The sequence below is a fragment of the Rugamonas sp. DEMB1 genome (genome assembly GCF_029834475.1).
GTDB lineage: Bacteria > Pseudomonadota > Gammaproteobacteria > Burkholderiales > Burkholderiaceae_D > Rugamonas > Rugamonas rubra.
This window is the reverse complement of sequence record NZ_CP122407.1, coordinates 6,448,041-6,472,015: the sequence shown is the minus strand read 5'-3', so window position 1 is coordinate 6,472,015 and position 23,975 is coordinate 6,448,041. Positions and strand designations below refer to the sequence as shown.

The window sequence follows — 23,975 nt, the reverse complement described above, 5'->3', positions numbered from 1 at the left end:
AAATATGCATTGAAAACGTCTGGAGTCTTCTTGGAATTTAACACACAAACCGATTTGGTCGCCCGCAGCCTGCGCAGTGTATGGCACCCCTGCACCCAAATGCAGCACCACGCCGCGCACGACAACACCGTGCCGCTGATCCCGGTCAGCCACGGCCGTGGCGCCTGGCTGTACGACCACGAGGGCCGCCGCTACCTCGACGCGATCAGCTCCTGGTGGGTCAACCTGTTCGGCCACGCCAACCCGCGCATCAACGCGGCGCTGAAGGACCAGCTCGACCGCCTGGAACACGCCATGCTGGCCGGCTTCACCCACGAGCCGGTGGTTCAACTCTCCGAAAAACTCAACGCCCTGACCGGCGGCGTGCTGGGCCACTGCTTCTACGCCAGCGACGGCGCCTCGGCGGTGGAGATCGCGTTGAAGATGAGCTTCCACGCCTGGCGCAACAGCGGCCTGGCCGACAAGCAGGAGTTCGTCTGCCTCAAGGGCAGCTACCACGGCGAGACCATCGGCGCGCTGGCCGTCACCGACGTGGCCCTGTTCAAGGACGCCTACGGCCCGCTGCTGCGCGCCACGCAGACGGTGATCTCGCCCGACACGCGGCGCGCCGCCGAGGGCGAGTCCGAGCAGGACGTGGCGCGCCGCGCCGCCGCCGACGTCGAGCTGCTGTTCCAGCAGCGCGGCGACAAGATCGCCGCCATCATCATCGAGCCGCTGGTGCAGTGCGCCACCGGCATGGCGATGCACGATCCGCTCTACCTGAAGCTGGTGCGCGAGCTGTGCGACCGCTATCAAGTACACATGATCCTCGACGAGATCGCCGTCGGCTGCGGCCGCACCGGCACCTTCTTCGCCTGCGAGCAGGCCGGCATCTGGCCGGACTTCGTCTGCCTGTCGAAGGGCATCAGCGGCGGCTACCTGCCGCTGTCGCTGGTGATGACGCGCGACGACATCTACCAGACCTTCTACAGCAGCGACGTCACGCGCGGCTTCCTCCACTCGCACTCCTACACCGGCAACCCGCTGGCCTGCCGCGCCGCCCTGGCGACCTTGCAGATCTTCGAGGAGGACGACGTGCTGGCGCAAAACCAGCTGCGCGCCGCGCGCCTGACGGCGGCGCTGGCGCCGCTGGCCGGGCACGAACAGGTGCGCCACTTCCGCCAGCGCGGCATGATCTGGGCCTTCGACGCGATCGACGCGGCGCCGGACTTCTCGCGCCGCTTCTTCACCGCCGCGCTGCAGAAGGAACTGCTGATGCGGCCGATCGGTTCGACCGTCTACATGATGCCGCCGTACATACTCGACGACGCCGAAATCGACGGCCTGGCGGCCGGCACGCTGGCCGTGTTCAAGCAAGTGATGGCGGGCCAGTGATGGAACTGCTGAGCCGCCTCGACCGCCAGCTGCAAACGCTGGAACAACACAGCCTGATCCGCAAGCGGCGCACCGTCGACACGCCCTGCGGCCCGCGCGTGCGCGTCGCCGGGCGCGAGCTGCTGGCCTTTTGCAGCAACGACTACCTGGGCCTGGCCGGCCACCCGGCGCTGGCCGAGGCGCTGCGCGAGGGCGCCAGCCTGTACGGCGTCGGCAGCGGCGCCTCGCACCTGATCAGCGGCCACGGCCGCGCCCACGCCCAGCTCGAGGAACGCCTGGCGCAGTTCGTCGGCGCCCACCTGGAGTCGCCGCGCGCGCTGACCTTCTGCACCGGCTACATGGCCAACCTGGCCGTGCTGACCGGCCTGACCGCCGGCGACAAGGACGCCGAGATCTTCTCCGAGTCGCTGAACCACGCCTCGCTGATCGACGGCGCGCGCCTGTCGCGCGCCAAGGTCAGCGTGTATCCGCACGCCGACCTGGCCGCGCTGGACGCGCTGCTGGCCGCCAGCGGCGCCGCCACCAAGGTGGTGGTGAGCGACAGCGTGTTCAGCATGGACGGCGACCTGGCGCCGCTGCCGGCCCTGCTGGCCCTGTGCGAACAGCACGGCGCCTGGCTGGTGGTGGACGACGCCCACGGCTTCGGCGCGCTCGGCGCCAACGGCCACGGCGCGCTCGAGCACTTCGCCCTGCGCTCGCCCTACCTGGTCTACATGGGCACGCTGGGCAAGGCGGCCGGCGTCGGCGGCGCCTTCGTCGCGGCGCACGAGATCGTCATCGAAACGCTGATCCAAAAAAGCCGCCCCTACATCTTCACCACCGCCGCGCCGCCGGCGCTGGCGCACGCCCTGCTCACCAGCCTGGACCTGCTCGAGGGCGAGGAGGGCCGCGCCCGCCGCGCCCACCTGCAAACCCTGGTGGCCCAGCTCGACGCCGGCCTGCAACTCAAGCGCTGGCGGCGCATGCCGTCGAGCACGGCGATCCAGCCCATCGTCATCGGCGACAACGCCGAGACCATGAACGCCGGCGCCGCCCTGTACGAACAAGGTTTGTGGGTAGGCGCGATCCGCCCGCCGACCGTCCCGCTCGGCACCGCGCGCCTGCGCGCCACGCTGTCGGCCGGCCACAGCAGCGCCGAGGTGGCGCAACTGATCACCGCGCTCAACGCATTGGAAAGGACCTGATATGAGTCTCGACGATCCCGTCACCGCCACGGCCGCCGCCCCGGCCACCCAGGTGCAGCCGGCGCCGGCCAGCGCCGGCATGGCGCCGCGCTTCGCCTGCTTCGTCACCGGCACCGACACCGAGATCGGCAAGACGCTGGTCTCGTCGGCGATCCTGCACGCGCTGGTCAAGCGCGGCGTGCGCGCCTGCGGCATGAAGCCGATCGCCGCCGGCGCCGAACTGCGCAACGGCAAATGGCACAACGAGGACGCCGACCAGCTCATCGCCGCCGGCAACGTCCACCTGCCGCAGGTGCTGACCACGCCCTTCCTGCTGAAGACGCCGGCGGCGCCGCACATCGCCGCCGAGCTGGACGACACCTACATCTCGCCGGTGCCGATCCTGGCCGCCTACCTCGAAGTGAGCGCCGCCTCGGACGCGGTGGTGGTCGAGGGCGTGGGCGGCTTCCGCGTGCCGCTCAACGAGGAGTTCGACACCGCCGACCTGGCCGAGCAGCTTGACCTGCCGGTGGTGCTGGTGGTCGGCATGCGGCTCGGCTGCATCAGCCACGCCCTGTTGACGGTCGAGGCGATCGCCGCGCGCAACCTGATGCTGGCCGGCTGGGTCGCCAACGAGCTGTCCGACGACATGCCCTACATCGACGAGAACATCGAGGCGCTGCAGGCGCGCATTCCGGCGCCGCTGCTGGGCCGCGTGCCGCGCCTGAAGGAACCCTGCGCCGCCGCCGCCGCCGCGCAGCTGGACTTCACCAAGCTGCCGAACTGGCCGGCCGACGCCAAGGCCTAGCCGCACACGCACATAAGACAAGCAGCCCAAGATACGCAACACCAGACACGCAACACCAAACACGCAACAGCAGAACAATCGAACGAAGAAGGAATCACGATGTCCCAGAACCAAGAAATCAAATCAGTCGCGCTGCACCGTCCGACCGCCGCCATCACCCTGCCCCCGGCCGCCACCTGGCCGCTGGAGGACGTGCTGGCGCTGTTCGACCTGCCCTTCAACGACCTGATGTTCAAGGCCCAGCAGACCCACCGCGCCAACTTCCCCGACGGCGACGTCGAACTGGCCACGCTGTTGTCGATCAAGACCGGCGGCTGCGAGGAAGACTGCGGCTACTGCCCGCAGGCGGCGCGCTACGACACCGGCGTCGAGGCCAAGAAGATCCTCGCCATCGACACCGTGCTCGACGCGGCGCGCCAGGCCAAGGCCAACGGCGCCACCCGCTTCTGCATGGGCGCCGCCTGGCGCGGTCCGAAGGATCGCGACATGGACAAGGTCGAGGAGATGGTGCGCGAGGTGAAGGCGCTGGGTCTGGAGACCTGCGCCACGCTGGGCATGCTGGAGGAAGGCCAGGCCGACCGCCTGAAGAACGCCGGCCTGGACTACTACAACCACAACCTCGACACCGCGCCCGAGTTCTACGACAACGTCATCTCGACGCGCGAGTACCAGGACCGCCTTGACACCCTGGGCCGCGTGCGCGAAGCCGGCCTCAAGGTCTGCTGCGGCGGCATCGTCGGCATGGGCGAAACGCGGCTGCAACGCGCCGGCCTGATCGCCCAGCTGGCCAACCTGAACCCGTATCCGGAGTCGGTGCCGGTCAACCACCTGGTGCAGGTGGAGGGCACGCCGATGTTCGGCCTCGATCCGCTCGACCCGTTCGAGTTCGTCCGCACCATCGCCGTGGCGCGCATCACCATGCCGAAGGCGCGCGTGCGCCTGTCGGCCGGCCGCCGCCAAATGGGCGAGCCGGTGCAGGCGATGTGCTTCCTGGCCGGCGCCAACTCGATCTTCTACGGCGACAAGCTGCTCACCACCGACAACCCGGAGGCCGAGGACGACCGCACGCTGTTGAACAAGCTGGGCCTGCAAACCCGTGGCGCCATGCTCGACTCGGCGCCGAAGGAAAAGTGCGGCTGCTGATCGAAGACGCCGGGGGCGCCAACAGCACCCCCGGCAGAGAGCGGGGGTCTGACCCCTGGGTTTGCGGGGTGCGCCTGCCCGTGAGAAAACGAACTCGAATAAAAAAACTTCCAGCCACGAGCTGCAAAGAAAGAGACCATGTTCACTAAAATCCTGATCGCCAACCGTGGTGAAATCGCCTGCCGCGTCGCCGCCACCGCCCGCCGCCTCGGTGTCAAAACCGTCGCCGTGTATTCGGAGGCGGACGCCAACGCCAAGCACGTCGCCGTCTGCGACGAGGCGGTGCTGATCGGCCCGGCCGCCGCCAAGGAGAGCTACCTGTGCGGCGACAAGATCATCGCCGTCGCGCTGGCCACCGGCGCCCAGGCGATCCATCCCGGCTACGGCTTCCTGTCCGAGAACGCCGACTTCGCCGACGCCTGCGCGGCGGCCGGCCTGGTGTTCATCGGGCCGCCGGCCTCGGCGATGCGGGCGATGGGCTCCAAGTCCGCCGCCAAGTCGCTGATGGAGAAGGCCAAGGTGCCGCTGGTGCCGGGCTACCACGGCGACAACCAGGACGCCGACTTCCTCCACACCCAGGCCGACAAAATCGGCTACCCGGTGCTGCTCAAGGCCTCGGCCGGCGGCGGCGGCAAGGGCATGCGGGTGATCGAGGGATCGGCCGAATTCAAGGCCGCGCTGGCCTCCTGCAAGCGCGAGGCGATCAGCTCCTTCGGCGACGACAAGGTGCTGGCCGAGAAGTACCTGCAGCGTCCGCGCCACATCGAGATCCAGGTCTTCGCCGACACGCTGGGCAACTGCATCTACCTGTTCGAGCGCGACTGCTCGGTGCAGCGCCGCCACCAGAAGGTGCTGGAGGAGGCGCCGGCGCCGAACATGCCGGTCGAGCGCCGCGCCGCCATGGGCGAGGCCGCCGTGGCCGCCGCCAAGGCGGTCGGTTACGTCGGCGCCGGCACGGTGGAGTTCATCGCCAACCAGGACGGCACCTTCTACTTCATGGAGATGAACACCCGCCTGCAGGTCGAGCACCCGGTGACGGAAATGATCACCGGCACCGACCTGGTCGAATGGCAGTTGCGCGTCGCCGCCGGCGAGCCGCTGCCGAAGCGGCAGGACGAGCTGGCCATCAACGGCCACGCCATCGAGGCGCGCATCTACGCCGAGAACCCGGAGAAGGGCTTCCTGCCGTCGATCGGCACGCTGCGCCACCTGCAGACGCCGCAGGCGGTGGTGTTCGAGCTGGGCGGCACGCCGGCCCATGGCGCCGGCCTGGGCGTGCCGGCCGGCGTGCGCATCGACTCGGGCGTGCGCGAGGGCGACGCCATCTCGCCGTTCTACGATCCGATGATCGCCAAGCTGATCGTCTGGGGCGCCGACCGCAAGCAGGCGTTGGCGCGCATGGCGCAGGCGCTGGCGCAGTACCAGATCGTCGGCCTGGCCTCCAACATCGCCTTCCTCAAGCGCCTGGTCGAAGGCCAGGCCTTCTCCACCGCCGACCTGGACACCGGCCTGATCGAACGCAACCAGGCCGAGTTGTTCCCGGCCGCCCAGGCCGCGCCGGCCGCCGCGCTGGCGCTGGCCGCCGTGGCGCTGATCGAGGCCGAGAAGGACGTCTCGGCGGCGCAGTCCGGCGCCAACCGCGCCGACCCGTGGGGCCAGGCGCTGGGCTGGCGCATGAACAATCCCTACACCCGCACGCTGTCGTTCGGCGACGAGTACGCCGCCGCGCTGCCGGCCAAGGCCTACGCCGTCAAGCTGACCTACCGCGCCAGCGACTGGCTGCTCGACCTGCCCGGCAATCCAGAACACGCGCCCTGCGTGGTCAATCTGATGGCGCAGGACGGCAAGGACTTCAGCATCAAGCTCGGCGAGCGCGCCGTGCACGGCACCGTGCGCCGCGACGGCGAACTGCTGCACGTGTTCACCGGCGGCGCCCACTATCCGCTGGTGTATAACGATCCGATGGCGCACGCCGGCGAGGCCGAGGCCGAAGGCGGCCGCCTGACCGCGCCGATGCCGGGCAAGGTGGTGGCCGTGCTGGCCGCCAAGGGCCAGGAGGTGAAGAAGGGCGACGCCCTGGTCATCATGGAAGCCATGAAGATGGAGCACACCATCGCCGCGCCGCACGACGGCCTGGTCGAGGAGGTGTTGTACAACGTCGGCGACCAGGTCGCCGACGGCGCGCCGCTGCTGGCCTTCAAAGCGGCGGCGTAAAGGGGGACATATGCGAATTCTCTTACATCGCGCCGATGGCGCGACCGAGCCCTGGATCAAGGACTTCGGCAAATACCTGCCGGACGCCGAGGTGGTGGTCTGGCGCGCCGGCACCACGCCGCCACCCTGCGACTACGCGGTGGTGTGGTCGCCGCCGGAGGGCATGCTGGCCGACCTGGGCGGGGTCAAGGCGACCTTCCTCACCGGCGCCGGCGTCGACGGCCTGCTGCGCTTCGGCGACAAGCTGCCGCGCCACGTGCCGGTGATCCGCCTGGAAGACGCCGGCATGGCGATCCAAATGGCCGAGTACGTGACCCACGCGGTGCTGCGCTACTACCGCCGCTTCGACGAGTACGAGGCGCAGGCGCGCGCCGGCCAGTGGCTGCCGCTGCCGCAGCACAACAAGGAGGACTTCTCCATCGGCCTGCTCGGCATGGGCGCGCTGGGCGGCCGCGTGCTCGAGGCGCTGGCGCCGTTCGGCTTCCCGCTGCGCGGTTGGAGCCGCAGCGCCAGGGAGGTGGCCGGGGTGCAGTGCTTCCACGGCGCCGACGGCCTCGACACCTTCCTGCGCGGCACCCGCGTGCTGGTCTGCCTGCTGCCGCTGACGGCCGACACCAACAACATCATCGACCGCAGCAACATGGCCAAGCTGCCGCAGGGCGCCTACCTGGTCAACGTGGCGCGCGGCGCCCACGTCGCCGAGCCGGACCTGCTCACGCTGATCAAGTCCGGCCACATCGCCGCCGCCACGCTGGACGTGTTCCGCAACGAGCCGCTGCCGAGCCAGCACCCGTTCTGGCAGGAGCCGCGCATCAGCATCACGCCGCACATCTCGGCGATGACGCTGCGGCGCGAGAGCGTGCAGCAGATCGCCGAGAAGATCCTGAAAATCGAGGCGGGTGAAATGGTCGACGGCATCGTCGACCGCATCCGTGGTTACTGAGCGAGGAAGAACAACATGAACAGCAACATCGCATTGCCCAAGCACGTCAAGATCGTCGAAGTCGGCCCGCGCGACGGCCTGCAAAACGAGAAGGAAAGCGTGCCGGCCGAGGTCAAGATCGAGCTGGTCAACCGCCTGTCGAGCGCCGGTTTCCGCAACATCGAGGCGGCCTCCTTCGTCTCGCCGAAATGGGTGCCGCAGATGGCCACCAGCGCCGAGGTGATGGCCGCCATCGAACGGCGCCCCGGCGTGGTGTATTCCGCGCTGACGCCGAACATGCAGGGCTTCGACGCCGCGCTGGCGGCCAAGGCCGGCGAGGTGGTGATCTTCGGCTCGGCCTCGGAGGCCTTCTCGCAGAAGAACATCAACTGCTCGATCGCCGAGTCGATCGCCCGCTTCGAGGGCGTCGCCAAGGCGGCCAAGCAGCACGGCCTGCGCCTGCGCGGCAGCATCAGCTGCGCCTTCGGCTGCCCCTACCAGGGCGAGGTGCCGCTGGCCGCGGTGGCAGACGTGGTGGGCCGCATGCGCGACCTGGGCTGCGACGAGATCGACATCGCCGACACCATCGGCGTGGCGACGCCGCGCCAGACCCAGGCGGTGATGCGGCGCGCGGCGCAGGAGTTCGCCATCGGCGGTTTGTCCGGCCACTTCCACGACACCTACGGCCAGGCGCTGGCCAACATCTACGCCAGCCTGGAGGTGGGCATCGCGATCTTCCACTCGTCGGTGTCGGGACTGGGCGGCTGCCCCTACGCCAAGGGCGCCACCGGCAACGTCGCCACCGAGGACGTGCTGTACCTGATGCAGGGCCTGGGCATCGAGACCGGCATCGACCTCGACATCGTGGTCGACGCCGGCCAGTTCATCGCCCAGTTCCTCGGCCGCAAGGGCGCCAGCCGCGCCGGCAACGCCATCGCCGCCAAGCGCGCCGGCTAGTTACCAGACCACCCACTGGCCGGAAACCAGGGTCAGACCCTAGGGTCTGACCCTAAATTTACGCCGCTGATTTGCCGTGCCACCACAAACCGAGCGCGCATAGAAAAATCCCCGTGTGATGTTTCCATCACACGGGGATTTTAAATTTTGGTCGGAGTACAAGGATTCGAACCTTGGACCCCCTGGTCCCAAACCAGGTGCGCTACCGGGCTGCGCCACACTCCGAAGAAGCAACATAATACAAGTCGGATCGAACTCCGTCAAGGGTCATCGTGAAATCAGTTTAGATCATTGCGATATTTTTTCAATGCGGGACTTTGCGCCCGCTTCCGCACTTGGCAGAAAAGCCACGCCGTCCGCTTAAGCTTCGGCGTCGCTGTCGGCCTTCATCTGCAGGGCGCGGTCGTACAGCGCGTTCTTCTTGCGGCCGGTGATCTGCGCCGCCAGGTTGGCGGCCTGCTTGACCGAGCACTCGGCCAGCAGAATCCTCAGGATGCGCTCGGCCTCGACGTCCTGCTCGTCCTCGGCGGCCGGGGCGCCGGCCAGCAGCACGACGAACTCGCCCTTTTCGCGGTGCGGGTCGGCCTTGATCCAGGCCTCGGCCTCGGACAGGGGGCAACGGTGGATCTCCTCGAACATCTTGGTCAGCTCGCGCGCGAAGACCACCTCGCGCTGCGGCTCGAACACCGCCGCCAGCGCGCCGGCGCAATCGAGGATGCGGTGCGGCGCCTCGTAGAACACCATCGTCGCGGTGACCGCGCGCAGCGTCTGCAGGAAGTTCTCGCGCTGCTTGGCCTTGGCCGGCAGGAAGCCGACGAAGTAGAACTGGTCGTTGACCAGGCCGCTGGCCGACAGCGCCGTCACCGCCGCCGAGGCGCCCGGCAGCGGCAGCACGCGCAGGCCGGCGGCGCGCACCGCGTCGACGATGCGCGCGCCCGGGTCGGACACGGCCGGCGTGCCGGCGTCGGACACCAGGGCGATCCGCTCGCCCGCCTGCAGCCGCGCGATCAGCGTCTCGGCCACCTCGCGCTCGTTGTGCTGGTGGGCGGCGATGAGCGGCTTGTGCAGGCCGAAGCGGGTCATCAATTGCGCCGTGTTGCGGGTGTCCTCGCAGGCCACGGCGTTGACCAGGCTCAAGACGTGCAGCGCGCGCAGGCTAATGTCGGTCACATTGCCGATCGGGGTCGCCACTACATACAATGTTGCGCTAGGATAGGTCTGGTGCGCCGTTTCGCCCATGACGGGCAGGCTGGCGATGGGGCTGGATTCTTGTACGGTCATTTGGGGGTAGGATGCTGGCTAAAAGTGTGAAGTTGCTGCTTGTGGGCGTGGGCGCCGCCGTCGTCGCCGGCTGCAGCACGCCGTGCGACGCGCCCGGCCGATTGTGCGCGCCTATCTCGTCAAACACAAGCATGGCGCCGCCCGTGCTGGTCTACGCGCCCGCGCCCAAGCCGGCCGAGGCCGAGCCGGCCCGCGTCGAAACCTACGCCGTCGAGCTGCCCGGCGCCGCCACGGCGGCGAGCGGCGCCCGCGCCGCCGGCCAGGACGGCGCGCCGGCGGCCCCCGCCGTCCGCATCGCCCTGCTGCTGCCGCTGCGCTCCGAGGCGCTGGGCCAGGCCAGCGCGGCGCTGCGCGACGGCTTCATGGCGGCCTGGGAGCGCGACCGCGACGGCATCGACGTCACCGTCGTCGAAACCGGCGACGTGGCGCAGGACGTGCTGGCCAGCTACGCCGGCGCGCTGCAGCGGCAGGACATGGTGGTCGGGCCGCTGTCGCGCTCGGCCGTCGGCGCGGTGGCCGCCAGCGCGCTGGTGAGCAAGCCGACCATCGCGCTGAACTACCCCGAGGGCCACGGCGGCGGCGCCGACGCCGCGCTGCCGCCGCAGATGCTGGCGATGGGCCTGTCGATCGAGGAGGAGGCGCGCCAGGCGGCGCAGTGGGCCGGCGCCGAGCATCCGAACAGCAGCGCGCTGGTGGTGGCCACGGCCACGCCGTGGCAGCGCCGCAGCGCGGCCGCCTTCGCCGCCCAGTGGCAGCGCCTGGGCCGGCCGCTGCGGCTGGTCGAGCTGACGGCGCCGAACGGCTACCTGAGCGACCCGGAGCTGGTGCAGCTGCGCGCCCGCGTGCAGGGCGAGGCGCCCGGCCTGGTGTTCGCCGCCCTCGGCGCCGACCAGACGCGCCAGCTGCGCGCCGCGCTGGGCGCCGAGCTGCCGCTGTACGGCACCTCGGCCCTGAACCCCGGCAACGGCAACAACTTCCCCGACCAGGAACTCGACGGCGTGCGCCTGCTCGACCTGCCCTGGCAGATCCAGCGCGACCATCCGGCGGTGATGGTCTACCCGCATCCGCCGCGGTCGCAGGAGCGGCGCGCCGGCGCGGCCGACCTGGAGCGCCTGTACGCGCTGGGCATCGACGCCTTCCGCGTGGCGCGCCAGATCGCCCGCCAACCCAGCGGCCGCTTCGTGCTGGACGGCGTGACCGGCCGGCTGGCGGTCAGCTTCGGCCAGGGGCCGGCCAGCTTCGAGCGGGTCGAGCAGCCGGCCGTGTACAAGAACGGCGTGCCGCTGCCGGTGGCGCCCTGAGCGCCGCCACAGCGCGCGCCAAGCCGCCATGCGCACCGAACGCCAGCGCCTGGGCAGCCAGGGCGAGGACGCCGCCCTGGCCCACCTGGAGGGCCGCGGCCTGGTCCTGGTCGAGCGCAACTTCCTCTGCAAGGTCGGCGAGATCGACCTGGTGATGCGCGACGGCGCCCAGCTGGTCTTCGTCGAGGTGCGCCGGCGCGCCGACCGCAAGCACGGCGGCGCCGCCGCCAGCATCGGCCCGCGCAAGCAGCAGCGCATGCAACGCGCCGCCGAATACTATCTGCTACGCTACGCCAGCCTGCCGCCCTGCCGCTTCGACGTGGTGGCGATCGACGGCGGCCAATTGAGCTGGCTGCGCAACGTGCTGCAAATGTAAGCATTTTTAACAGCGCTTGTCCGGCGCGCCGGGCGACTGCACTATAATCACGACACTATGAATAATCAACGCATCCTGGCGCACTTCCACGAAAGTGCCGAAATCAAAATCCAGTCCGCCACCGTGCTGGCCCAGCCCATCGCCCAGGCGATCGACATGATGTTCGCCGCCCTGTCGAACGGCAACAAGATTCTGGTCTGCGGCAACGGCGGCTCGGCCGCCGACGCGCAGCACTTCGCCGCCGAGCTGGTCGGCCGCTTCGAGCGCGAACGCTTCCCGCTGCCGGCGCTGGCGCTGACCACCGACACCTCGATCCTGACGGCGGTGGCCAACGACTACAGCTACCGCGAGATCTTCTCGAAGCAGGTGCAGGCCTTCGGCCAGGCCGGCGACATTTTGCTGGCGTTCTCCACCTCGGGCAACTCGGGCAACGTCATCGCCGCCATCGAGGCGGCGCTGGAGCGCGAAATGCGCGTCGTCGCCATGACCGGCAAGGGCGGCGGCGCCATCGGCAAGCTGCTGACCGACGCCGACGTGCACATCTGCGTGCCGGCCGAGCGCACCGCCCGCATCCAGGAAGTCCATCTGGTCACCATACATTGCATTTGCGACGGCATCGACGTCGCGCTATTCGGAGGAGACGCGAATGACTAGTTTCGACAAGGGCCCGGGCTGGAAACGCCTGCAACGTCCGCTGGTACTGAGTTTGTTGTGCGGCACGCTGCTGGCTTCCCTGACGGGCTGTGTCGAGATGATCGTCGGTAGCGCCGTCATCGGCACCGTGGCCGCCGCGGACCGCCGCACCTTCGGCGCGCAGACCGAGGACAAGACCATCGCCGTCAAGGGCGAGATCAAGCTGCAGAACCTGGTCGGCGACGCCGGCCACATCAACGTCAACAGCTTCAACCGCCGCGTCCTGCTGACCGGCGAGGTGCGCGACCAGGCCATGAAGGACGCCGCCGAACGCGAGGTGCGCGGCATCGAGGGCGTGGTCTCGGTGGCCAACGAGATGGAGATCGCCGGGCTGTCGAGCTACACCTCGCGCTCGAGCGACGCGCTGATCACCACCAAGGTCAAGGCCAGCCTGGTCGACATGAAGGACATCTCGGCCAACTCCTTCAAGGTGGTGACCGAGCGCGGCGCCGTCTACCTGATGGGCCGCGTCACCCAGCGCGAAGGCAGCATCGGCGCCGACGTGGCGCGCGGCGTCAGCGGCGTGCAAAAAGTGGTGAAGATCTTCGAGTACATCACCGAGGAGGAGTGGAAGAGCTACCAACCCACCCCCGCCGCGCCCAAGCAACAGGCCGCCGCCAACTAAGTCGGCCGACGTGGAACCGCGCCGGGTGGACGGCATGTCCGTCCCGCGCGCGCCGGTTCGAACGGTCTTAAGAATACCGGCCTATAATGTTCGCACCTGCCATTCGACGGTGAACATCCTATGCAAGCATCCAGCTCCAACTCCAAAACCTGGCTCAAGCCGGCGCTGGCCGCCGTGGCCATCGCCGCCGCCGGCGTGGCCGCCTACGCCGCGCTGAACCAGCAGAGCAGCGCCCCGGCCGTGACCTTCATGAGCATCAAGGGCGAGAAGATCACGCCCGAGAGCCTGCACGGCAAGGTGGTGATGGTCAATTTTTGGGCAACCTCCTGCGCCACCTGCGTGGCCGAGATGCCGAAAATGGTCGAGACCTACAACAAGTACAAGTCGCAGGGCCTGGAGTTCGTCGCCGTGGCGATGCGCGACGACCCGCCGAACTACGTGGTCAACTACGCCGAAACGCGCCAACTGCCGTTCAAGGTGGCGCTGGACACGGCCGGCGACGCCGCCAAGGCCTACGGCAACGTCTCCATGACGCCGACCACCTTCGTCATCGACCGCAACGGCAAGATCCTCAAGCGCTATGTCGGCGAGCCGGAATTCCCGGCGCTGCACAAGCTGCTGGAAAAAGCGCTGCAGGGCTAAGACGGCCCCGCCGCCGCTATGCGCTGGCCGGCGCCGGGCGCCCCGCCAGTTGCGGCGGGGTCAGCGGATCGAAGTCGGTCCAGTCGCCCGCCCGGATAGTCCCGTCCGCCTTTTCGATCCGCGTCGCGCCTACGCGGGCCAGCAAGTCCATCGCCTGCGCCTGCCGTTCCGGGCCGCTGGCGGCCACCGCGACCAGCATGCCCGAGACGCGCTCCTTCATCGAACGCATGCCGCCGACCAGGCCCGCGCCGCTTTGCTTGGCGCCGGGTCGCGGCGGCGCTCCCACCGGCTATTTGGGATACAGGATCATCTGTGTGCAGCGGAACATCGCGATCGTCTTGCCGCTCGCCTGGTTGCTCACCACGGCGTCCCACACCTGGGTGGTGCGGCCCGGGTGCAGCAGCTTGGCCGTGACGGCGATGGCGCCCTCGCGCGCCGTGCCGAGGTGGTTGGACTTGAGCTCGATGGTGGTGAAGCTGCTGGCCCCCTCCGGCAGGTGGGCGATGCAGCCGAAGCCGCAGGCGGTGTCGGCCAAGGTGACCACGCTGCCGGCGTGTAGGAAGCCGTTCGGCGCCAGCAGCTTGGGCGTCACCGCGCACTCGGCGCTGACTTCGCCGTCGCCCACGGCGGTGACGACGATGCCCAGGTGCGCCGGCAGGGTGCCTTCGCTGATCTGGTTGAAATACTCGGGGGTGCATTGTGGATTCATCGCGACGCTTCCTCGGTGGCTGGCCGGACGACGGCCCAATGTTATTGATGATAGCAACTTTCCGCCGACTGCTTGAGGGCGGGGTGAATTCGTCCCACATGGCCCGTGGTCACGGTGCTACCGGCCAAAATCCAACCCTCGAAGAGAATTGCTGATATCTTCATGCGACATCACCGTCGAAATAACATCGAGGTCAAGATTGAGCCCTAGTGCCACTTTTCGCCAGGCAACCGTCGCCGATATCCCCGCGATGTCGAGAATACGCCTGGAGGTTCGCGAGAACACTCTGGCCGATCCCGCCCGGATCACCCAACAGATGTATTTGGACTATCTTGAGCGCCTGGGGCGCGGCTGGGTCGCCGAGGTGCATGGCGAAATCGCCGGCTTTTGTTACGCGGCCAGCCAAGACGCCTCGATTTGGGCCTTGTTCATCGCCCCCGAGCACGAGGGCCGGGGTTGCGCCAAGCGCTTGCTGGCCTTGGCGGTCGACTGGCTATTCGAGCTGGGCAACGACGAGGTCCGGCTGAGCACGGCCGCCAACACGCGCGCCGACCGTTTCTATGCGGCGCAAGGGTGGAGCAGGGGAGCGCAGACCGGCGCCACCGACGTCCAGTATCGCGTGCGCAAGGCGCCGTCCAAGCCCAGTCAGCCCCCTGGTGCCAACTCCCGTTAAACCTACTGGGCCAAACAGCCGAACCTAGGCCCGCGCGGGGCGGGAAAGCTTACGCCGGCGCGTAGCGCATCTGCTGGCGCATCCAGCGCAGGAAGGCGGCGCGGCGCGGGTCGGCGTCGAAGGGCAGCGGCGACAGCAGGCAGTACGCCGAGCCGTCGCGCACGAAGCCGAACGGCGCCACCAGGCGGCCGTCGGCGATCTCGTCCTGCGCCATGAACACCGAGCTGATGGCCACGCCCAGGCCGGCGCCGGCCGCCTGCAGCGTCAGGTAGAAGTGCTCGTAGGTCTGGCTGCCGCTGTGCTCGGCAGCCGTCTTGCTGGCGCCGCGCCAGCTGGCCCACGCCGTCCTGCGCGACGAGGTGTGCAGGACGCGCTGCGCCGGCAGGTGCAGTTGCTTGCGCTTCAACAGGGTCGGCGCGCAGACCGGGCCGATCCACTCGTCGCACACCGTTTCGGCATGGACGCCGGCGTCCCACTTGAAGTCGTTGCGGCGCAGCGCGATGTCGACGCCGTCGCGCTGGAAGGCGACCGGGCCGCCGGAGGCGAAGATGTGCAGCTGGATCTCCGGGTGGCAGCGGTAGAAGTCGCCGAGCCGGGGGATCAGCCATTTCATCGAGATGGTCGGCTCGCAGGACAGCACCAGCGGCGCCTGCCGCGCCGGCTGGCGCAGCGCCTCCATGGCGGCGTTGAGGTGCTCGAAGGCGTACTGCGCCGCCGCCCACAGCTGCTCGCCCTGCGGCGTCAGGAACACCCCGCGATTGCGCCGCTCGAACAGGGCGATGCCGAGCGACTGCTCCAGCAAACGCACCTGGCGGCTGACGGCGCCGTGCGTCAGGTGCAGCTCCTCGGCCGCCTTGACGAAGCTGCCCAGGCGGGCGGCGGCCTCGAAAAAACGCAGCGCATTGAGCGGTGGCTGGCGGTTCATCTGCGCCTCGCTTTCTGTTAGTTTTCCTCACATGTTATCGAAAGTATAAATCGCTTTTCCGGCGCCGGCAATGTATCGATAATTTTGCTCTGGAACTGGAAGAACGGAGTCGTCTCCATGTAGAAAATGGCGATGATTTTTCACCGATAACTTTGCGTCGAATGATGCGTAACGAGGAACTTTTAACATGACTATTTTGTTGGATGAAGGCCAGATTTGCGCACCGGATATGGCCATCGATCGACTGTGCGACCTGATCACCCGCAAGGACCGCTGCTTCATTCCCGCCGAGCGGATGCGGGAACACCTGCTCGATGGCAACGAGGCGGCGCTGGCCGACCTGGCGGCCTTCCGCGACAGCTGGAACGACATGCCCTGCGACGAGTACATGGCCGACGGCGGCCGCTACCGCTCGCGCCGCCACGCCACGCTGCGCGCGCTGCCGTCTAGCCACGTGGTGTACGTCGAGCCGCACCAGCCGCACTACCAAAGCCTGAGCTACAACAACCTCAACGGCGGCATCGCGCGGCACTACCAGCCGATCGAGCCGGAGATCCTGCGCGGCCCGACGATGACGGCGATCCTGCGTTTTTGCTGCAGCATCTTCGGCCGCCTGTCGCCGTACGCCCACTGGCACATCGAGGCGCACCAGTTCCGCATCGACGCCAAGCTGGCCGCCGAGGGCAAGCCGACGCCGGAGGGCGTGCACCGCGACGGCGTCAACTTCGTGCTGATGCTGATGGTCAACCGCAAGAACGTGGTCAACGGCTGCACCCAGATCTACGACCTGGACAAGCGCAGGATCGACAGCTTCACCCTCACCGAGTTGTTCGACGCGGCCATCGTCAACGACCACCATGTGCTGCACGGCGTGACGCCGATCGTCCAGCTCGACGTCGAGCAGGCGGCCAGCCGCGACGTGTTGGTGGTGACCTTCCGCAAAAAATAGCCGCAGCAACATCGCGCGGCGCCACGCCGCGCGATCCCCCCACCCCAGAAGGAAAGAAACATGACCGAGCTCATTGCCGTCGCCCTGATCACCATACTCGCCACCATTAGCCCTGGCCCGGATTTCGCGATGGTAACGCGCAACAGCTATTTATACGGCCGCAACGCCGGCCTGCTCGCCGCGCTCGGCATCGCGCTGGGCGTGCAGGTGCACGTGTTCTACACCATGTTCGGCGTCGCCCTGATTATCGCCCACTCGCCGGCATTGTTCACCCTGATAAAAGTGGTAGGTGCCCTCTACCTGATCGTCATCGGTTGGAAGACCTTCGCCAACAAGTCCAAGCTGACCATCGACCTGCACGGCGCCGACGCCGTCGCGCCGCTGCGGATGGTCGGCAACGGCTTCTTCACCAACGCGCTCAACCCCAAGACCACGCTGTTCGTCGTCAGCACCTACACCCAGGTGGTGCAGGCCGGCACGCCGTGGACCACCCAGTTCGGCTACGGCCTGTTCATGTCGGCCACCCATTTCTTCTGGTTCGGCCTGGTCGCGCTGTTCTTCTCGCAGCAGGCCTTCCGCTCGCGCATGCTGAACCACCAAAGCGCCATCGACAAGCTGATCGGCGGCGTCCTGATGGCGCTCGGCACCTCGCTGGCCTTCGCCAATTTGAGCCACTAGGCGGGGGCGGAATGAACATCGCATGCATAGACTTGGAGGGTGTGCTGGTGCCGGAGATGTGGCCGCACGTTGGACAACTGGCCCGCATACCCGGACTGGCCGTCACCACGCGCGAGGAGCCGGACTATCCCAGACTGATGCTCAGGCGGATAGCCTTGTTGCGCAGGAGCGGCTTGCGCCTGGTCGACGTCCAACGCATCGTCGCCACGCTGCGGCCGCTGCACGGCGCCGCCGAGTTCCTGGCGGCGCTGCGGCGCCAGCACCAGGTGCTGGTGCTGTCGGACGCCTTTGTCGAACTGGCGGCGCCGTTCGTGGCGGCGTTGGGGGCGGTGGAATTGCAGTGCCACCGGCTGTCGGTCGACGCCGACGGCTTCATCGACGGCTGTTGTTTCCTACCCCGCTGCGGCAAGGAGGAAACCGTGCAACAGCTGCAGCAGGACGGCCACCGGGTGCTGGCGGTGGGCGACGCGCTCAACGACCTGGCCATGCTGCGCCAGGCCGATCTCGGCTTCCTGTTCCAGCCCTCGCCGCAGACGCTCCAGGTGGCCGGCGATCTGCGTGTCGCGCTCGACTACGACGCCATCCTGGCCGCCGTCGCGCGCGCCGCCGCGCCCGTCGAGCGGCGGCTCGCGCCGCCGCCCGGCGGTATCGTGTTGCGCAAGGCCGGCAACGGCGCCTGAGGCGCGGCGGCGGCGGCGTTGTATCGACTTCCCGGGCCGGCGGGGGGCCGCAAATGTGAGCATTGGTGACGCCGTTGGACGCCACCAAGGGCTTCGGCTATGTTATTGTTTTTGTACAGTGAATCCCACGGTCAGGAAGAATGATGCAGCCAGCAGTCGCCGGGTTTGTTCTCGCAGTCAATATCGCGCTCGCCGCCGGCGCCGTGGCGGCCGAGGCCGCGCCGGCATCGGCATCGGCATCGGCTCGGCAAACTGTCGCCAAACCCGCGGCAAAACCCACTGCGACACCGTCAGCCCCCGCCGCCACGGCGGCAAAGCCGGCGGCGGCCAAGAGCGCGCAGGCGCGCCCGACGCCAGCCTCGACAACAACGGCGCCGATGGTTATTTCCGATGCCGTCATCAAGCAGGCGATCAACGATGTGCTGCACGCCGAGGGCGCGCCGGTGTCGGCGCTCAAGTCCGGCCCCGACATCTACAGCGGCGACCCGACCAGCGCGCGCATGACGGCGGCGTTCAACGAGGCCAGGGTGCCGGACTGCCTGCATGACAACGCCCTGAAACACCAGCCCGCCAAAATCGGACCGATCGGCGTGGTCGGCCCGCTGTCGCTGCCCTGGGTCATCGCCGCCGCCATGCGAGGCAAGTGCAGCATGCCTTGAGGCGGAGGCCGATGAAAGCGGCCTGGGCCGGCGCAGCAGCCGGTTCCGCGCCATGCCACCCGGCGCCGTCCGGATGCAAATCGTGCGCCGTCATTCGCCGCCTAGTCTAGACCGTCCAGCAAGCCTTCATCGCGCAGCAGGTCGACGGTGCCTTGCTCCTCCACCGCATACATGCCGCGCGCCGCGCGCCAGACCAGCTTCTTTTCCTGCAGAGCGATGAGGGCTTGCTGCACGCCGGGCACGTCGGCCTTGAGCTCCTCGGCCGGCAAGCCGGCCAGTTGCATGGCTCGGCGGTAGCGCACCATTGTCGCCGCCTCGAACGGGGCGTAGTTGTTGCCGGATGCCGCCATCACGCGCAACACGGCCAGCTGGATCGGCGTCAGGCTGTGGATGACTTTGCGCTGCACCTCGGCCATCTCGGCGGCGAGGCGGCGCACCTCCTCGACGAACCGCTGCGGGCCCGCCGCCGGGTCCAGCTCGAAGTCGAAGCGGAAGCGGTCGCCGGCCGCGCCCAACAATTCCGGCTGGCAGCCGACCGCCGCGAACAAGGGCCAGACCTGCGCCGCATCGAGCGGGAAGGGCAGGTCGACGCGGGCACAGAACCAATCGATGAAATCGCGGCCCAGCAGGGGAAAGTTGACCATCGGGGCGCCAAAGAAGGCCTGCTCCTTGCTGTTGCGCAGCATCGCCAGTTTGTCGCGGTTGGAACCGGTGCAGACGACGCGCAAGCCATGATGCCGGCTGCTGTTGAGTTCGTCGCGCGCCGCCTTGAGGGCGAATAGTGCGGCGATGCCGGCGTCGCTGGTCATGGCGTGCTGGGCCTCGTCGACGACCAGCACGATCATGGCGGCGATCTCGTCCGACAGGGCGACCAAAGCCTCGCTCAACGACACCGTTGCGCCCAGTCCCACGCGGTCCAGGTCGAATTGCATGGCGCCGCCGACGCTGAACTTGCTCAGGCCCGCGCTCTTGGCCAGGCGCAGCAGCACACCGTCTTGGCCCAGCAACGCCGAGCGTATCGCCTGGACGATGGCATCGCCGGGGTCGGCCGGGGGATTGGCCCACAGGTCGACATACACGACCAGGGCGCCCTCGGCCTCGAAGGCCGGCCGCAAGTCCTCGCGGACAAACGTGGATTTTCCCGTGCGGCGGGGCGCGGAAAGGAAGACGCCGGAAGCGGCGGCACTGCCGACGCCGACCCGGAGTATCTGTTGCACCAGCTTGCGGGCCAGTTCCGGGCGGTGGAAAACCGCTGCTGCGGAGGGCATGGCGCTCACCTACTATAGCGAACTATAAAGGAATTATAGTCAGACTATAGGCGTCTACAAGTTCCCCCTTGGGTGCGACGAACCTCACGTTATCGATGGGAACAGCCCTGATTTTTGCACGAGCAGGAACAGCCGCACGCGCAACTCCTTCTTATGCGCTTTCGACAGGCCAAGGTTGCTCGCAACGATATCGCCATGGAGTGGATCATCGGGCAACGACGTGTCGTAAAGACGGATGCGCGCCGGCACGGCATCGACATTCACCGCACGCGCACTATGGGCGACGAAGCGGAAAACGCCGAGGTACTGTCGGTCAGGCTGCGGTGGACGTTGTGCCGACCCATTGCGGATTTGTTCGGCCAAAGCTTCCCCGCGCTGGTGAAGCACGGGAAGGGCTTGTTCCCAATCAATTTGAACGCGATTCACCGATGCGCCGAACTTAAACGCATCCAAGACAACGGTCTCGTCAATTTCGCCTGTCTGGGTCGACGTGTGTGCAGGAGCGAACACGAAACGTGCAAGCACCTCGTCGTCCTCGACCGGACCCGGCGATGTTCTGCCCACCTTGACACTCTGGCAGTCGCCCAACGGGTCAACTCCAAGGATAAAGCGGACGAATTCGTCCGCTGGTCCAATGTAGTCGCCGATATCTTCGCAGGCCATCGGCCTAGCCTAGCCGCCGATGGCGTCGCGCAACGGAGGTGGCAGCGTGCCACCCGACCACGTGCCAGACGTGACGTCGAGTTCCCTCGCGGCGGACCAGGGGAAGTCGCCATCGGCATCAAAATCGATGCTCGCGTACACGTCGCCATGACGCCAGAACGCGGCCAGCGTGCCATCGTTCAGCAGCATGAGCTTCGGGGCGGGAACCTCTTCCAGAAGAAGCATGAGGAGTCCATGTTGTGCTGCGGCAATTTGCTCGTCATTTGGCGCCACCACGGGCGAGGTCGACCAATTTGTCGGGACTGCACGGAAACGCTCAATGGCATTGAGCTGCACCAGATACGCTTCCGCATGCGGAGAATGACCTAGCGGTCCAGTACCATCACGAAGTGAACCATTCTCGATACGAGCTCTGTCTTCCGTCGAGTTCTTCATAGACACCTTTCGACGTGCGCTGTGGCACGGTGGAGCAAACGCCTCCAGTGTAGGTTTTCTTGCTTGGACGCGGAGGTCAAGGTTTGGACGGTTTGCGCGAGATCATCATAGCATCGTGGTGCTTCGCTGGCACATCCTGGCGCCAAATGGCGGCACGCAGCCGAAGGCACAGCGCGCTCAAGTCTGCAGGGGGAGTGGGGCAAGAGGGAATGCGCGGCACCCGATCCGGGCGCCGGCCGAGCGGCGGCGCAGAACGCCGCCACTTGCCCGCCGGAAACGCTCGTCCCCGGTGCGGGCTTGGATGGTGCAGATTTACAGCGGCGCCAGCACGCCGTGGGCCTGCTCGTCGGCGTGGTAGGAGCTGCGCACCATGGCGCCGACGGCGGCGTGCTTGAAGCCCATCTTGTAGGCCTCTTGCTCGAACATCTTGAACACGTCCGGGTGCACGTAGCGGCGCACCGGCAGGTGGCTGTTGGACGGCGCCAGGTACTGGCCGATGGTCAGCATGTCGATGTTGTGCTCGCGCATGTCGCGCATCACCTGCAGGATCTCCTCGTCGGTCTCGCCCAGGCCGACCATGATGCCGGACTTGGTCTTGACGTTCGGATACAGCTCCTTGAACTCCTTGAGCAGTTGCAGCGAGTGCATGTAGTCCGAACCGGGACGCGCTTCCTTGTACAGGCGGGGCGCGGTTTCCAGGTTGTGGTTCATGACGTCGGGCAGGCCGTCCTTGAAGATGGCCAGGGCCTTGTCCAGGCGGCCGCGGAAGTCGGGCACCAGCACCTCGATCTGGGTGTTGGGCGACAGCGCGCGGGTGTGCTGGATGCACTCGACGAAGTGGCCGGCGCCGCCGTCGCGCAGGTCGTCGCGGTCGACCGAGGTGATCACCACGTAGCTCAGGCGCAGCTTGGCGATGGTGTTGGCCAGGTTGGCCGGCTCTTCCTTGTCGAGCGGATCGGGACGGCCGTGGCCGACGTCGCAGAACGGGCAGCGGCGGGTGCACTTGTCGCCCATGATCATGAAGGTGGCGGTGCCCTTGCCGAAGCATTCGCCGATGTTCGGGCAGCTGGCCTCCTCGCAGACGGTGACCAGCTTGTTCTCGCGCAGGATGTCCTTGATCTCGTAGAAGCGGGTCGAGGCCGAGGCGGCCTTGACGCGGATCCAATCCGGCTTTTTCAGACGCTCGACCTGTTCGATCGGCACGATCTTGATCGGGATGCGCGAGGTCTTGCTGGCGCCTTTTTGCTTGTCGCTCGGGTTGTAAGCGGGGGCGATCTTGTCGGTGGTCTCAGAGGTCATTGGCTGCGGGCCCACAGGGGCGTAGTTTGGTTATTCGTGGTGGTTGCCGGCGGGCTGGTCTGCGGCCACGTCCAGCACTTGCGTCAGTTCTTGCGCCAGCGCCTGCTGCACCTCGGCCAGGGTCGCCCGCGCGCCGAGGCTGCGCATGTCGACCGTTTCCAGGCCGGAGTAGCCGCAGGGGTTAATCCAGGAGAACGGGGCCAGGTCCATCGCCACATTGAGCGACAGGCCGTGGTAGGTGCAGCCGTTGCCGCGCACCTTGAGGCCGAGCGCGGCGATCTTGGCGCCCTTGTGCGCGCCGTCGGCGACGTAGATGCCGGGGGCGCCGTCGATGCGCTCGCCTGCGAGATTATACGCCGCCAGCACATTGATCATCGCCTGCTCGATTTTATGCACGAATTGGCGGGCGTACAGCTTGCCGCCGGGCTTGTTGCGGCGCAGGTCCATCAGCAAGTAGATCACCACCTGGCCGGGGCCGTGGTAGGTGACCTCGCCGCCCCGGTCGGTCTGCACGATGGGGATGGCGTCGGCGCCGGCCAGCAGGTGGCCACGGTCGGCGCCCAGGCCCAGCGTGAACACGGGCGGGTGCTCGACGATCCACAGCTCGTCGCGGCTGTCCGGCGTGCGCGCGTCGGTGAAGGCGCGCATGGCGGCGAAGGTGGCCTCGTAGCCGGCGAGGCCGAGGTGGCGGATCAACGCCGGTTCGGCGTGGGGTGTGGACATGGATGCTCTGGTGGTGGGGCTCGGGGGCCGGACGGCCGGGGAACCGGAACTGCGACATTATAAGGCAGCGCGGGCCGGGCGGCGGGAATGGCGGGCCGGATTGGCGCGGCGGGACGAATCGGGGCGGGCGGCGAGGGGCGGGCGCCACCCCGCAGGCACAGCAGGGGCCGGACCCCGTACGGGGTCCGACCCCAAGATGCGCCGCCGGCCTCAGGTACGCCGGGGCCGGCGGGGTGCTGCTCAATAGATAGGCAACAGGCGCAGCCATTGCTGCACGGAGTCGCGCTGCCACTGGGCGGCGGCGTAGTCGCGCAGCCGCGCCGGCACCGCGTCGCCGTTCTTGATCAGGCGTTGCAGCATCATCGCCAAGTCGGTGTCGGCGACGCACCAAGCGCCGAACAGGTGCTCGCCGTTGCCGTCGAGCAGGGTCTCGGCGGCGTGGATCAGCTTGTCGGCGCCGGCGCGCGCGGCGGCGCCGAGCGGCTCGGTGGCCGGCTGGTAGAACACGGTCTCGGTGTCGCGCTCCCCGCGCAGGGGCAGGAAGTCGCTGCGCAGCCAGGCTTGCAGCTGGCGGGCGCGGGCCCGTTGGCGCAGGCCGGGCGGCAACAGCGCCGGGTGGCCCGGCGCCGGGAAGGCCTCGTCCAGGTATTCGCAGATGGCGCTCGACTCGGTCAGCACGAAGTCGTCGTGCACCAGCGCCGGGATGCGCGTGGTCAGCGACAGGTCGCGGTAGGCGGGCAGCAGGTTGGCGCCGGCCTCGAGGTCGAGGGTTTCCAGGGTGAAGGGCAGCCTTCTCCGTCAAGGCGACGAAGGCG

27 protein-coding genes and 1 tRNA gene are annotated in these 23,975 nt (G+C 67.9%); 17 read left to right on the top strand and 11 right to left on the bottom strand.

All coding sequences use genetic code 11. The annotated features are described in order from the left end of the window. Positions 1–30 precede the first annotated feature (30 nt). From bioA to QC826_RS29840, 7 genes are all read left to right on the top strand, one after another. On the top strand, positions 31–1,374 hold the full coding sequence (gene bioA, locus QC826_RS29875) for an adenosylmethionine--8-amino-7-oxononanoate transaminase (RefSeq protein ID WP_279763657.1): 1,344 nt from the start codon (positions 31–33) through the stop codon (positions 1,372–1,374). Next, a complete protein-coding gene (gene bioF / locus QC826_RS29870; RefSeq protein ID WP_279763656.1) occupies positions 1,374–2,558 on the top strand; it encodes an 8-amino-7-oxononanoate synthase in 1,185 nt (394 codons plus the stop codon). Before bioA ends, bioF begins: the two co-directional genes overlap by 1 nt. Before the next feature lies 1 nt (position 2,559). After that, on the top strand, positions 2,560–3,345 hold the full coding sequence (gene bioD / locus QC826_RS29865) for a dethiobiotin synthase (protein WP_279763655.1): 786 nt from the start codon (positions 2,560–2,562) through the stop codon (positions 3,343–3,345). Positions 3,346–3,444: 99 nt separating this feature from the next. Next, entirely contained in the window at positions 3,445–4,488 is a 1,044-nt protein-coding gene (gene bioB / locus QC826_RS29860; protein WP_093389230.1) for a biotin synthase BioB, read from the top strand. A 138-nt stretch (positions 4,489–4,626) separates the two neighbouring features. Then, positions 4,627–6,702, top strand: coding sequence for an acetyl/propionyl/methylcrotonyl-CoA carboxylase subunit alpha (locus QC826_RS31870; protein WP_409567735.1), 2,076 nt, complete (start codon positions 4,627–4,629; stop codon positions 6,700–6,702). Between the two features lie 10 nt (positions 6,703–6,712). Further along, positions 6,713–7,645, top strand: coding sequence for a 2-hydroxyacid dehydrogenase (locus QC826_RS29845; RefSeq protein WP_279763654.1), 933 nt, complete (start codon positions 6,713–6,715; stop codon positions 7,643–7,645). Positions 7,646–7,660: 15 nt separating this feature from the next. Next, positions 7,661–8,581 carry a hydroxymethylglutaryl-CoA lyase gene (locus QC826_RS29840; protein WP_279763653.1) on the top strand — a complete coding sequence of 307 codons (921 nt, stop codon included), beginning with the start codon at positions 7,661–7,663 and terminating at the stop codon, positions 8,579–8,581. 148 nt (positions 8,582–8,729) lie between these two features. On the opposite strand, the gene QC826_RS29835 is transcribed toward QC826_RS29840, so the two are convergent. Then, positions 8,730–8,806, bottom strand: a tRNA-Pro gene (locus QC826_RS29835). 135 nt (positions 8,807–8,941) lie between these two features. Continuing rightward, positions 8,942–9,862 carry a 16S rRNA (cytidine(1402)-2'-O)-methyltransferase gene (rsmI, locus tag QC826_RS29830; protein WP_093389226.1) on the bottom strand — a complete coding sequence of 307 codons (921 nt, stop codon included), beginning with the start codon at positions 9,860–9,862 and terminating at the stop codon, positions 8,942–8,944. A 131-nt stretch (positions 9,863–9,993) separates the two neighbouring features. Here rsmI and QC826_RS29825 point away from each other — a divergent pair, with 131 nt between their 5' ends. From QC826_RS29825 to QC826_RS29805, 5 genes are all read left to right on the top strand, one after another. Further along, entirely contained in the window at positions 9,994–11,163 is a 1,170-nt protein-coding gene (locus QC826_RS29825) for a penicillin-binding protein activator (RefSeq protein WP_279763652.1), read from the top strand. Positions 11,164–11,191: 28 nt separating this feature from the next. Then, entirely contained in the window at positions 11,192–11,539 is a 348-nt protein-coding gene (locus QC826_RS29820; RefSeq protein ID WP_279763651.1) for a YraN family protein, read from the top strand. Between the two features lie 57 nt (positions 11,540–11,596). Further along, positions 11,597–12,193: a phosphoheptose isomerase gene (locus QC826_RS29815; RefSeq protein WP_093389223.1), complete on the top strand. Its 597-nt coding sequence runs from the start codon at positions 11,597–11,599 to the stop codon at positions 12,191–12,193. After that, positions 12,186–12,857: a BON domain-containing protein gene (locus tag QC826_RS29810; protein ID WP_279763650.1), complete on the top strand. Its 672-nt coding sequence runs from the start codon at positions 12,186–12,188 to the stop codon at positions 12,855–12,857. Before QC826_RS29815 ends, QC826_RS29810 begins: the two co-directional genes overlap by 8 nt. Before the next feature lie 120 nt (positions 12,858–12,977). After that, on the top strand, positions 12,978–13,499 hold the full coding sequence (locus tag QC826_RS29805) for a TlpA disulfide reductase family protein (protein WP_279763649.1): 522 nt from the start codon (positions 12,978–12,980) through the stop codon (positions 13,497–13,499). A 16-nt stretch (positions 13,500–13,515) separates the two neighbouring features. Here QC826_RS29805 and QC826_RS29800 read toward each other — a convergent pair whose 3' ends face one another. Both QC826_RS29800 and QC826_RS29795 read right to left on the bottom strand, forming a co-directional pair. Continuing rightward, positions 13,516–13,728 carry a hypothetical protein gene (locus QC826_RS29800; protein ID WP_279763648.1) on the bottom strand — a complete coding sequence of 71 codons (213 nt, stop codon included), beginning with the start codon at positions 13,726–13,728 and terminating at the stop codon, positions 13,516–13,518. A 60-nt stretch (positions 13,729–13,788) separates the two neighbouring features. Continuing rightward, the gene (locus QC826_RS29795; RefSeq protein WP_279763646.1) at positions 13,789–14,208 is read right to left on the bottom strand and encodes a PaaI family thioesterase; all 420 of its coding nucleotides are present in this window, start codon (positions 14,206–14,208) and stop codon (positions 13,789–13,791) included. 199 nt (positions 14,209–14,407) lie between these two features. Here QC826_RS29795 and QC826_RS29790 point away from each other — a divergent pair, with 199 nt between their 5' ends. Further along, the gene (locus QC826_RS29790) at positions 14,408–14,881 is read left to right on the top strand and encodes a GNAT family N-acetyltransferase (protein ID WP_313872824.1); all 474 of its coding nucleotides are present in this window, start codon (positions 14,408–14,410) and stop codon (positions 14,879–14,881) included. Positions 14,882–14,930: 49 nt separating this feature from the next. On the opposite strand, the gene QC826_RS29785 is transcribed toward QC826_RS29790, so the two are convergent. Beyond that, complete coding sequence (locus QC826_RS29785; protein ID WP_279763645.1) at positions 14,931–15,806, bottom strand: LysR substrate-binding domain-containing protein; 876 nt, start codon at positions 15,804–15,806, stop codon at positions 14,931–14,933. A 229-nt stretch (positions 15,807–16,035) separates the two neighbouring features. On the opposite strand from QC826_RS29785, the gene QC826_RS29780 reads away from it, so the two are divergent. The 4 genes from QC826_RS29780 to QC826_RS29765 all read left to right on the top strand — a co-directional run bounded on the left by QC826_RS29780 (position 16,036) and on the right by QC826_RS29765 (position 18,772). Further along, complete coding sequence (locus tag QC826_RS29780) at positions 16,036–16,755, top strand: 2OG-Fe dioxygenase family protein (RefSeq protein ID WP_279763644.1); 720 nt, start codon at positions 16,036–16,038, stop codon at positions 16,753–16,755. Between the two features lie 60 nt (positions 16,756–16,815). Next, positions 16,816–17,433 (top strand): LysE family translocator, encoded by a 618-nt coding sequence (locus QC826_RS29775; protein WP_279763643.1) that lies wholly within the window; start codon positions 16,816–16,818, stop codon positions 17,431–17,433. Positions 17,434–17,444: 11 nt separating this feature from the next. Beyond that, complete coding sequence (thrH, locus tag QC826_RS29770; protein WP_279763642.1) at positions 17,445–18,113, top strand: bifunctional phosphoserine phosphatase/homoserine phosphotransferase ThrH; 669 nt, start codon at positions 17,445–17,447, stop codon at positions 18,111–18,113. Between the two features lie 140 nt (positions 18,114–18,253). Continuing rightward, entirely contained in the window at positions 18,254–18,772 is a 519-nt protein-coding gene (locus QC826_RS29765) for a hypothetical protein (RefSeq protein ID WP_279763641.1), read from the top strand. A 101-nt stretch (positions 18,773–18,873) separates the two neighbouring features. On the opposite strand, the gene QC826_RS29760 is transcribed toward QC826_RS29765, so the two are convergent. The 6 genes from QC826_RS29760 to yfcF all read right to left on the bottom strand — a co-directional run bounded on the left by QC826_RS29760 (position 18,874) and on the right by yfcF (position 23,901). Then, positions 18,874–20,040: an ATP-binding protein gene (locus tag QC826_RS29760; RefSeq protein ID WP_279763639.1), complete on the bottom strand. Its 1,167-nt coding sequence runs from the start codon at positions 20,038–20,040 to the stop codon at positions 18,874–18,876. A gap of 84 nt (positions 20,041–20,124) precedes the next feature. After that, positions 20,125–20,703, bottom strand: coding sequence for a hypothetical protein (locus tag QC826_RS29755; RefSeq protein ID WP_279763637.1), 579 nt, complete (start codon positions 20,701–20,703; stop codon positions 20,125–20,127). A gap of 9 nt (positions 20,704–20,712) precedes the next feature. Next, a complete protein-coding gene (locus tag QC826_RS29750; RefSeq protein ID WP_279763636.1) occupies positions 20,713–21,138 on the bottom strand; it encodes a hypothetical protein in 426 nt (141 codons plus the stop codon). Positions 21,139–21,450: 312 nt separating this feature from the next. After that, on the bottom strand, positions 21,451–22,437 hold the full coding sequence (gene lipA / locus QC826_RS29745) for a lipoyl synthase (RefSeq protein WP_093389206.1): 987 nt from the start codon (positions 22,435–22,437) through the stop codon (positions 21,451–21,453). A gap of 30 nt (positions 22,438–22,467) precedes the next feature. After that, positions 22,468–23,160 carry a lipoyl(octanoyl) transferase LipB gene (gene lipB, locus QC826_RS29740; RefSeq protein ID WP_279763635.1) on the bottom strand — a complete coding sequence of 231 codons (693 nt, stop codon included), beginning with the start codon at positions 23,158–23,160 and terminating at the stop codon, positions 22,468–22,470. Positions 23,161–23,400: 240 nt separating this feature from the next. Further along, positions 23,401–23,901, bottom strand: a complete 501-nt coding sequence (gene yfcF / locus QC826_RS29735; RefSeq protein ID WP_313872902.1) for a glutathione transferase — start codon at positions 23,899–23,901, stop codon at positions 23,401–23,403. Between the last annotated feature and the right edge of the window lie 74 nt (positions 23,902–23,975).